Source organism: Streptomyces sp. NPDC088124, assembly GCF_040685895.1.
GTDB lineage: Bacteria > Actinomycetota > Actinomycetes > Streptomycetales > Streptomycetaceae > Streptomyces.
The window spans coordinates 1-10,963 of record NZ_JBFBJB010000110.1; the positions used below are offsets into that span (position 1 = coordinate 1).

A 10,963-nucleotide genomic window follows, 5' to 3' on the forward strand; every position below is an offset into this window, starting at 1 on the left:
TTCCACCCACCCCGCCCCCCCCCCCCCGCGCCCCCCCCCCCCCGCCCCCCCCCCCCCCCCCCCCGGGGGGGGGGGGGGGGCCCCCCCCCCCCCCGGCCGGACAGGGTCCAGTGCCGCGACCGGCAGTGTTTGTGACCGCGGCGGACGGCGCGCTCAGCCGGCCGTGGGCGTCCAGTCGCCCAGCCAGGCCGCCGGCGTCTGGCCCGCCGCCTGGGAGTCGTTGAGGTGCGGCCGGTCGCCGCTCGCGGAGCCGGCGCCGGGGCCGGTGTTCCTGTACTCGGCGAAGCGGTCGTCCTTCCACGAGAAGCCGCTCATGTCGGTCCACGGGGTGGTCCTGATCGCGGCGCTCAGCGTGGACTCGCGGACGGTGGTCTGCGGGTCGAGGGAGGCGTCGCCGCCCGCGTGCCAGGGCCGGCCCAGGTAGAAGCCGGCCGAGGACACGTCACCGTTGACGGTCGAGCGGTTGATGAGGATGCCCTTGCGGCCCGCGGCGGTGCTCGGCGCGGTGATGTACCCGGCCGAACTGCCGTCCCACCGCTTCTTGAGGGTGATCACGGACCGGTCGATCACGGCACTGGCGCGGCCGAAGATGAAGTCGACGTTGCCCGTGACGTAGGAGTTGGTGACATAGACCCGGCCGAGCCGGTCCTTGGCCGCGGTGTCCAGCAGCAGGGTGTCCTGGTCGCCGTTGACGATGACCCCGTCGAGGAAGACCTTGTCCGCGGCGGTGCGCAGGGCGACGGCCTGATGACCGGAGAGGCTCTGGTTCTTCCCCTCGTCGAAGTCGTTGCTGATGGTCAGGTTGCGGGCCTGGAAGTCGTCGGCCTCGACGGCGACGCTCGCGCTGCCGCTGGTGCCGTACGTACCCCCGCCCGGCTTCGCGGTGCCCGCCGCGTTGTTGTACACGATCTCGGTGTCCTTGCGGCCGGCCCCCGAGCCCTGGATGGTGACGTGCGGCTTGTTCGACGGGACCTTGACGGTCTCGCGGTACGTACCGGGCCCGACCAGGATGACGACCCGGGAGGCGTTGCCCGCCGGCACGGCGTCGACGGCCTTCTGCACGCTGGTGTACTGGCCGCTGCCGTCCTTGGCAACGGTGATCGTGGCGGCGGCCGAGGTACCCACCGTGCTCACCGCCCCGATCGAACTGCGCGGCCCCGCCCCGGACCTGAGGAGCGCCGGGACATCGGCGGCCTTGTCGAGGGTGTAGCCGTAGTACGCCTTCGGGTCGAACGCCGTGCCGCCGCTCTCGTTGCGCCCGCTCGTGCCGGAGAAGACGTTCCCCCGCTGGACCACGGAGGCGGTGGAGTCCTTCTGGACCGGGTTCTTCATGCCCTGGAAGTAGCTGTTCTCCAGGACCATCTTCGTGTTCCCGCGCGAGTAGTTGCCGTAGGAGGAGTTGATGCCGGTGCCCGCCACATCCTCCAGATAGTTGTTGTAGAGGTGTGCCTGGGCGACGTTATCGGTGGACGGATTGCGCTGCTCGGTCTCGCGGAACCAGTTGTGGTGGATGGTGAGGGCGGCGGTGACGTTCTCGGTCCAGCCGATGCCGAACGTCTTGTTGTTGTCGCTCAGCTTGTTCCAGGACACCGTCACGTACGTGGTGTCCTTACGGCTGTCGATGAGCCCGTCGGCCATGCGCCGGAAGTCGTTGTGGTCGATCCACACGTGGTGGGCGCCGTCCATCTGAATGCCGTCGAAATCGTGGTCCTTGTCGTTCCAGACACCCTGGTACGAGTCACGGATCGTCAGGTTCCGGATGATCACGTTGTGCACACCCTGGCCGAGGAAGAACCCACCGCCGACGATCTGTCCGGAGGTCCCCCGGCCCACGATCGTCTTGTCCGAGGCGACCTTGATCTCCTTGCCGACCGGGTTCATGGTGATGGCCGCGGCCACGACGATGACGTACGGCTCCGCGGCGGTGGCGTACTTCTCCAGATCCGCGAGCGTCGTCACGGTGACGGTCCTGCCGTCCCGCCCGCCGTACGTCCCGTTCTGACCAAGGGCGTTGACGGAGGCGAACCCGTCCGCCACCTCGGCGGCCCAGGCGGGTGCGGCGACCGGAACCGCCGCGGCGACCGTCCGCTGCCCGTCCGCCCGGAACGCCCCGGGGCCGCTGCCGTACGCCATGACACCGACGGCGGCGAGGGCCAGCGGGACACCGGCGGCCAGGGCGGTCCACCGGTTGCGGGGGCGGGCCGTACTGCGTATCTCACTCATGGATTCTTCCGATCTGTGTCGGACACGGTGGGGGAAGAGATACGGAGTGGTTGCCGCCGGCGCGGCGAAGGTTGCCACCCACCGGCCCTGGACGGCAGTCGGCAGGCACCGGAGCCGACCGCGCCAGGTGTGCGTCGGTCCCCGTCCGTGCGTCGCGATCCGTCACGGAACTTGGCCCTCCAGGATCAGTCTGGCAGGATTTCGCCATGGCAAGAGCGGGTGGGGACCTGAGAGCTTGGCTGACCGGGCTCGACGACTTAGAGCTTCGTGAACTGATCCTGATACCGGGGCCATTGCCCTTCCGGGCGAAAATCCCCCTCCGAGGTGCGCATCCACGCGTGGGTCGCCGCGAGTTGCTCTCAGCCCGGGCATGGCTGAGCAGGGCTCACGCACGCGACCTGAAGCAGATCGCCGACGTGGCCGCCGACTTCGCGGACAGCCTCTGGTCCCAGCATACCGAGGGCCCCCACGTTGACCTCACAGAACCGGACATCGACGTTCTTGAGGCGATGTCCGAGGCATTGCCCCCGGTGCTGGCCCGGCTGACCCTGCACTCCATGGCGCTGGAGGAGGGCACCCCCCGGCAGGCCCTGGCCGAGCAGCACTGGGACCGACTGCTCGACGCTGCGGACCGAGCGGCCACCGGCCGGGGCGCGGAGGCCGAGGACCACCACATCGACCGCGTCTCCGGCGAGGACGGCACCGAGCAGGACGGTGACGTGGACGCCGTACCGCGGCAGCGGGCCAGCGACCCCGGAGGTTCTGTGACGAACGATTCGCCCAAGGGGACCGGAACTGTCACGCGTGCTGCGGCCGGCAACGAGGCGGGTGCGACGACCGGGGAGGTGAGTGACCCGGCCGATGTCGCCGCGGCCGTGGTCGCGCTGCGGGCGAGGGCTGCGGAGTTCGCGGATGCACTGCGCCTCGCGGCGGACCGGGTGTCGGGCGGGTTTGCCTTGCCCGACGCGTTGGAGGAGGCCGCCGCCTGGACGCGTCGGCGTGCGGCCGTGGCCGGCATGCTCAGGACCACAGGGCGCGACTGGGCCGCGGAAGGCGGGTTCGACGAACTCCAGGCGATCGTGGACGCGCTCCGGGAGGAACAGGAGCGGGAAGTTGCCCGCGGCAGACAACTCGCCATGCTCAACCAGCAACGGCAGGCCCTGCTGCCGCTGGTGAACCAGGCCAAGCAGGGCGGCGGCAGCGCCTACCTGGACTCCTTGCGTGCCACGCTGCAGACCCTTGAGGCGGAGATCGCCGAGCTGACCACCGGCACCCGCCCCGGACCCGAACCCGAGGCACCGACGGCTCGGACCGCGGACGGCGGCGACCAACCCGATGCGATGACCGATGAGTCCCCCGCGCCCGGGGAGGACGTGAGACCGGAGGCCCCGGATGCCGGGGACCCGCCGCATTCCACGGACAGCGCGCAGGGCACGGAGCCTCACCGGCCTGCACGGACCGAGGAGCCCACCGACGCGGTGGACGTCGTCGAGCCGAGGGACGACCCACAGGCCATGAAGTCCACCGAAACGAAAGAGCCCGCAGCACCCCGACAGGCCACCGTCCGGACACGCACTGCGGGGCCCGAAGCCCCCGCCGCCGACGCCCCCATTGCCGGAAATGCCACGTCACATGCCCTGCCGCAGGGCGCGGAAACCTCCCCACCCGCACAGCCCGAGCAACCAGCGCTGCCCTGGCACAGCCCCGTGGCGGAGACCGGGAGCGACACCGGTGCCGCCGTCTCCCCCGTGGAGCGGTTGGTGAGCGCGGATCGCTTTCAGGAGGCGTACTGGCTGACCGTGGCGTCCGCCGAGCCCCGGCACCGCGTGGAGTGCCTGGCTTTCGCGGACGTCGCGTTCTCCTGTGACACGCCTGAAGACGCGACACCGGTGATGACTCGGTCCTTTCCAGACCTGGAGAGCCTGCAGGGTGACCGGCCGGCGCTGATCGTGGCGGCCGTCGCCTCCGTCCGTGCGGGGCTGATCGTGGGGTGGCCCAACGACCTGTTGGTACAGACGGACCCCTGCTCCTCCCTCTCCGGACCGTGGGGCCGGCTGCTGCAGTGCGCCGTCCACGTACTGCAGCACTACCAGCGAGTGGACCCGGCCACGCTGTACGCCGGCATGGAGGCGGGCCCGACCCTGACGCGCTCCGGGCTCGCCGAGGAGGCCGAGCGGCTTCAGGTCGACCTGCCGAAGCGCAAGATCGGCTATGCCCGGGCGACCCAGGTGCAGAACCTGCTGATGCGGCCGGAGCAGCCGCTGGGACACGCACTGGAAGCGGTCCGGGAATGGGCCTCCGGCAGGGCGGACGTGTCCGTGCTGGACGATGCGTGGGAGACCTTCCGCAAGCGGGACTCCTCCGAACGCATCATCGAGGAGGCCGACGCGTCGATCCGCACCCCCAAGCAGGCCAAGGAGCCCATCGAGGCCAAGGCCAAACGCTCCCTGCTCAACCGGATAGGGAAGGTCGCCACGCTCCTCTCCCGGGCCCGTGCGCTCGCCGCACCCGGCGTCGAGGAACGCAGCGACACGGTCACCGCTCTGGCCCACTCGCTCGCACAGGTGCGGGACCTGCCGCCGCTGCCGGGCGTCGACGGAGCAGCGCTGCTGTGTCTGCGACGCTGGCTGACCGGGGACGGCCGCTCGTCCCGGCGGGCGCCGGACGTCGCCGACGATCGGACGCAGGCGGTTCCGGCAGCCGGTTTCGTACCTGCCACGGAGGCCCTGCTGGCCGCCGTGGACCTGCCCCGTACGGCCGAGGGCGCACCCGATCCGCAGGCTCCGGGCTTCCCCCGGGCGGTGCTGTCGCTGCTGCAGCCGGTGGACGTACGCGACGCGGCGACGACCTACGCCGAGCGAGGAGATCTGCACCTGGCGGACTCGCTGGTCGAGGCATTGGAGCAGGGGCTCGTGCCCGCAGCGGCTGCCGGCCCCGAGGCGCTTCCCTCGGATTGGCGGATCCGTCGTGACGCGCAGTGGGCCCGCTGGGCGAACGTACGGGCAGAAAGCCACCGGGTCGCTGCCGGACTCCTCGCGGAGTTGCGCGCCCAGAGCCTCGACGTGGTGACCGAGCGGGAACTGGTGGGTCGGCTCGAGCAGTTGGAGCAGCCGACGGCGGACGGTGCCTTCCGGCCCACGGTGGAGGCCATCCGTCGGCTGGAGGATGAACTGCGGGACCGAGTCCAGGCGTATGTACGGCGGCTGCGCGAGCAACTGGAGGCGCTGACGCTCACCGATGCCGACCGCAAACGCCTGTCCGCGCTGCTGGTGGCGGGCGACACCGTCACGGCGGAGGAGTGCCTGGCGCTGCTGCGCAAGGGGGGCGCGCTGCCGGAGTGGAGCGGCACCGAGCGCAGCGAGGACCTGGAGCGGTTCGTGGCAGGTCTGGAATCCGTTACGCCGGTAAAGGCGGGCCAGCAGGGCTTTTCGGCGGTGCCATGGGCCGAGAGCTATGCGGACGGCCAGCCGCTGACCGAGGCCGCGCTGGCCGGACTCGAGTCCTGGGACACCCTCACCAAGCCGTCAACCCGCGCTGCGGAGTGGCAGAAGCACGTACCGACGGTGCTGCGTCTGCTCGGCCTTGAGGGCAGACCGCCTGCCCGCGATGACAACCGCCAGCTCCGTGGCACCCTCCGGTTGTCCGCGAAGCTCCGGGCGAGCGAGAGCGCGCCGGGTTACGTCGCCGAGCTCGGCTCTTCGGCCACCACGTACACGATCCTGTTGGTGTCGGACGAGCAGCGCGGGCGCAGCCCGCTGGAACTGCTCGACCGCGGTGACACCGGGGCCTGCATCATCCTCTACCTGTACCCGTTGGGCATGGCCGGCCGCCGGGCGATGGCGCTGCGCGCGCGGACCTCCGCACAGCAGGCGCTGGTGGTGGACCCGGCGGTGTTCGGATGGGTGACGGCACGCTCGCCACGGTCGTTCCGGGCTCTGCAGCGCGTAACGCTGCCCTGGACCGGCTTCAACCCGTACACGCCTTTCGTGGCAGGGCTCGTACCGCCAGAGGTCTTCTACGGCCGGACCCGGGAGATCGCTGCGGTCAAGGACCGATTGGGTGTTCTCTTTCTGTACGGCGGCCGCCAGTTGGGCAAGTCGGCGCTGCTGCGGAAGGTGGAGGCCGACTTCCCCTCGACCCCCGAGCGCAAGGCCGTCTACCTGGACCTGAAGGCGCGTGGGGTGGGTGAGGCGGAACCTGCCGACAGGATTTGGCCGGTGCTGGCCACGGAACTCAAGCGCGTCGGGGTGCTGGGGCCGAAGGTATCGACGGCGGGCTCCCCCGATGTGCTCCTGGAGCATGTGCGCCGCTGGCTCGAGGAAAACCGCGAGCGGCGGGTGCTGGTCCTCGCCGACGAGGCGGACGCCTTCCTGACTGCCGACTCCAAGGCCGTGCGCGGCAGCGGCGGCGAGGGCACCTTCGCCAACGTGGCCCGGCTCAAGGGGCTGATGGACAGCACCGACCGGCGCTTCAAAGTGGTCTTCGCCGGTCTGCACCAGGTGCAGCGGTTCAGCCGGCTGTCCAACGTGCCCTTGGCGCACGGCGGTGAGGAGCTGATCGGCCCGCTCAAACCTGCCGAGGCGCAGCGCCTGGTGGTCGAACCGATGGCCGCCTTCGGTTACCGCTTCGAGCGTCCGGAACTGGTCTGGCGAGTGCTGGCCGCGACCAATTACCAGGCGTGCCTCGTGCAGATCTTCTGCGAGCGCCTGGTCACCACGCTGCGCGAAAAGCCACTCAGCTCGGCACAGTGGCCGGTCGTGGTCACCGAGGACGACGTGCGGGCGGTGACGGGTTCGCCGGAGGTGCACCGGCACATCGCCGAGCGGCTGCGGCTGACCATCAATCTTGAGGACCGGTACCGGGTGCTGGCCCTGGTGATCGCGCTGCGCAGCCAGGGCGACGGCTTCCAGCGGGGCTACGACGCCGACGAACTGCTCAACGAGGCCAAGCGCAACTGGCCTGAGGGCTTCAGTCGGCTGACCGCCAGCGACGTGAAGATCTACCTGGAGGAGATGGTGGGGTTGGGTCTGCTGATCCAGCAGGCCGACCGCCGGCACTACGCGGTCCGCAGCCCGAACGTGGTGCATATGCTCGGCACCCGTGAGGACCTGGGACTGGAGCTGCGGCAGACCGAGTTCAGTCTGCCTTACGACTACAACCCCCGTTTCTCCCGTCGGCTGCTCGGATCGGGCGAGCGATCCGGTGCGAACCGGTATAGTCCGCTCACCGAGCAGCAGTTGTACGAGGCGACCAGTCCCGGCCTGAGCCTGCTCTGCCTGACCAAGGCCCACAGCCCGGAGCTGATGGAGCCGGCGATCCGTTCCTACGCGGATGCGCGGGGCCTGACCGTGCACACGACGGCCGCGGACACGCTGGTGAACGTGCTCACCCAGGACACCCGCGACAAGGACCCCAGCCTGGTCTTTGCCGATCTGCGCTACTGCGGCCTGGAGACGCTCGATCAGGCCCTGGGCCGGTTGCACCAGCACACGGTGCGCGGTAAGACGGCGTCGGCGCGATCGGGACTCATTCTGGTCGATCCGCGGGCCCAGGAGGTACTCAGGGACGAGCGGATCCCCCAAGTGCTGCGGCCGGAGCGGTGGAACGCCGACAGTCTGCGGGCCTGGCCGGAGTGCCCGTTCGACACCCCGGACAAGCGGCGTCGACTGATTGAGGCGACCGGCGGCTGGCCCAGCCTTGTCGAGCGCACCGTGGATGCCGCCACCCGAGGCGGATTCACCCTGGAGGCAGCCCTGGAGGCAATCCAGGACCGGTACGCGCAGGAGGAGGTCGCCCGGACCCATCTCGACCGGATCGAACTCGCCCCGGACATGCGGGGCCGGCTGATCGACTGGGTGCAGTACGTCGAGCCGGGCGAGGGCTGCAACCATGGCGACATCGCGGCCGTGACCGGCCTCGAACTGGCCGAGGTCCGTTCGTTCACCGACCGGCTCGCCGACCACGGAGTACTGGACGACGGCGAGGACGGCTACGCGTTGGACCTCGTCACCTTCCGTGCGCTCACTACGGTGGGGAAGGAATCGTGATCGGCGCGGCCGCCGCCGAGGGGGCTTCCCTGCCAGGGATCAGGGTGTGGCTCGGCCGCCTGCTGGCCGATCTGAACAGTGGCCGCAGCTGCTTGTGGTTACTGCCCCGGAGAGTGCTGGACGACACGGGCAACCGGGCCGACCGGCTGCTCGACGACATGCTGCACGAACTCGCCGACTTCGTGTTGCTGCCCTTGGACGAAGCCCCCGCCTCTGCTTCCGCCCGCTCCACGGCCTCGGCCCGGTCTCCGGTCTCCGGCCGGTGGTCCGGCCTGGCCCCCGTGGCCGACTTCGACGACGGATTGCCGGATCTGCTCATGGCAAGGATTCCCGCGCCCGCCGAGCCGGAGCCGCAGACGCCTCCCACTGCGGCGGAGGCCCTGGCGGACCTGCTGGAGCGGCTCGCCAAGGAATTGGGCTTCGCCGCCGGCTCGGACCCGACCGGCGACGTACTGGCCCGGCTCACCGGTGGCGGCACCGTAACCGGTGAGACCCGTCCGGTGGTCATACGGGCCTGGCGTGAGCCGGTGTCGTCCGCCGCCGCCCATCTGCTGCGGCGGCTGGTGGCCACGGCGAAGGAGGCAGGTCTCCCCCCGGACCGGCGCCCCAGAGCCCTCGTCATGGCCTCCACCGAGGACCTGCCGACGGGCCTGCCCGATCAGCTGGCCCGGGAGGACGTGGCGGTGCACTGGTGGTGGGGAGCCACAGGTCGCCTGGACACCGCCACGGTCGTCGCGCTGGCGCGTCCGCTTCTGGCTTCCGCCACGGAGCGTCGGCATCTGCACGAAGCGGTCACGCAGGCCACGATCAGCGAAGTGTGCGGCCCGTTCCTCGACATCGCCGCCGCCTTGGCCGGTCGCTGGAACGACGGCCGCCCGGAGAGCCTGGCATCAGCGCTCCACGACGTGCTCGCTGATCTTCCCGAACCTGCGGCCATGCCACCGCAGCGGGCCGAGGGCATCCGGCATCCCGGCCGCCGTCCCGACGAGAGGCTGCTCACCTCCTGGAACGCGGGCACCGTCGACAGCTGGGACGGCAGGCTCCGCCGCCACCCCGGCTACGACCTCGCGTACGAACAGGCGGTGGCCGCCCGGGTGTGGCTGGCGCAGAACCATGTGCTGCTACCTCTGCTGGACGACGCCCGGGACCAGTTCACCTCCACCATCCGGCTCCGTGCGCGCGTCCCGCTGGCCCGGCTCGCGCAGGACTATGGCCCGCAGCGCGAACCCGGCGCAGCTCAGGAACCCGCCGACTCCGCCGTCGGCATCATGGAACTCGGTGGCATGTGGAGCGCCCACTGCGACGGAGCCATCACCCTCAACCCCGCCGAACGCCGCCGGCTACGCACCCTGCGCGAGGCCCGCAACCTCCTCGCCCACCGTGTCCCCCTCGACGGCAACCGGCTCCAGCTCCTGGTCGACGAGCTGTGCCGCTGACAAGAACAGGCGAATGAGTCCCGCAGGGCGCGCGGCGAGAGGCAGGCGATCTTCCACAACGGTGGCGTCGACGTGGTGGGCGAGGCCGGGAAACTCGACGGTGCCCGTGTTGTCTCCGCACCGGGACGCTGGTCCGGTTCGCCTCCGCCTGGCCCTGAGCGCCAAGGCGATCAAAACGGTCGACGTGATCGGCATCGAGGCGGCCGTGGCGCGGATCCGGGCACGCGGAGGGAAGGTCTGATGGCGAAGAAGGGCAAGATCGCGCAGAACGAGAAGCGCAAGGAGATCGTCGAGCGGTACGCCGCCCGGCGGGCCGAGCTCAAGGGATCATCCGCCGCCCCTCGTCGACCGGGGACGAACGCCGGGCCGCACTGGCGGAACTGCGCCGGCAGCCGCGCAACGCCGGCGCCACCCGCGTACGCAACCGCGACAGCGTGGACGCCCGCCCCCGCGGCTACCTGCGCAAGTTCGGCCTCTCCAGGGTCCGCACCCGGGAGCAGGCACACGCCGGCTTCCTGCCCGGGGGAACGAAGTCCTCCTGGTAACCGGAACACGGTGACGTCAGGGCAGCGGCCGCCCCCGCCGCCGCAGCGCGGAACCTCACCGGCCCCGTGTCCCGGGCGCCCGCGCCTACGCCTACGCCTGGGACACGGAAGGCCCGGACGGCACGCTCCTGCTGAGCTGCCTGTACACCGTGGACAGCGGCACCCCGAGCCGACTGCTCGCCGCGCTGACGCCCCTCGCTGTCATGGAATCGAACGTGGGTGTCTGCCCGGCCAGTCGGATGGCCACCGTCCCTGTATACGTCGAGCACGGAGTGACCTGCGTCAATGTCGCTCTCATCAGGTCCGGCCAGTCGCAGACTGCCCACCTGGAGCTGGTCCGTCCCGGTGTCGGACCCGCGCACGTCGACTACGTACTCGCCGGGTTTCCGGCCTCGCACCGCTCGCCCCAGGGGGCGCCACCGTGGCTCCCGAGCAGCTACGCCCTCGTGTGCCACCCAGACGTCCAGCGCCGAGACGACTTCTTCCTGCCAGCCCACGTTCCCCCGCTTCAACCGTGCTGCCCGGATCTCGATCAGTGGTATCAGTCCGGACTTGCGTTCACCACTGGCAATCCCGCCAAGGTACGGCGTCCACATCGCATTCCAGCGGGTCTCAGCCAGGAAGGCAGCACCGGGGTCAAAGGCGGTTAGATCCCCACTAGCCGAACGCGATCGCCGCAGAGTTTGGCCATGTCATCGATATCAGAGGTCAG

The 10,963-nt window shown here is 70.6% G+C and carries 3 protein-coding genes and 2 pseudogenes; 4 read left to right on the top strand and 1 reads right to left on the bottom strand.

The genetic code is table 11. The features are described from left to right. Positions 1-153: 153 nt before the first annotated feature. Positions 154-2,223 carry a pectinesterase family protein gene (locus AB0P17_RS42665; RefSeq protein ID WP_365820431.1) on the bottom strand — a complete coding sequence of 690 codons (2,070 nt, stop codon included), beginning with the start codon at positions 2,221-2,223 and terminating at the stop codon, positions 154-156. Positions 2,224-2,561: 338 nt separating this feature from the next. Between AB0P17_RS42665 and AB0P17_RS42670 the strand changes: the two genes are divergently transcribed. From AB0P17_RS42670 to rpsN, 4 genes and pseudogenes are all read left to right on the top strand, one after another. Further along, the gene (locus AB0P17_RS42670; protein ID WP_365820433.1) at positions 2,562-8,270 is read left to right on the top strand and encodes a hypothetical protein; all 5,709 of its coding nucleotides are present in this window, start codon (positions 2,562-2,564) and stop codon (positions 8,268-8,270) included. Next, complete coding sequence (locus tag AB0P17_RS42675; RefSeq protein ID WP_365820435.1) at positions 8,267-9,706, top strand: hypothetical protein; 1,440 nt, start codon at positions 8,267-8,269, stop codon at positions 9,704-9,706. The genes AB0P17_RS42670 and AB0P17_RS42675 overlap by 4 nt, the downstream gene beginning before the upstream one ends. Positions 9,707-9,848: 142 nt before the next feature. Beyond that, positions 9,849-9,947 (top strand): annotated as a pseudogene (locus AB0P17_RS42680) (50S ribosomal protein L28); the annotation flags it as partial. Further along, positions 9,947-10,251: pseudogene (rpsN, locus tag AB0P17_RS42685) on the top strand (30S ribosomal protein S14). The pseudogenes AB0P17_RS42680 and rpsN, both read left to right, overlap by 1 nt. The last annotated feature ends 712 nt before the right edge of the window (positions 10,252-10,963 follow it).

Coding starts and splice junctions, on each gene's coding strand:
- AB0P17_RS42665 (WP_365820431.1), bottom strand. CDS start 2,223: ATGAGTGAGATACGCAGTACGGCCCGCCCCCGCAACCGGTGGACCGCC.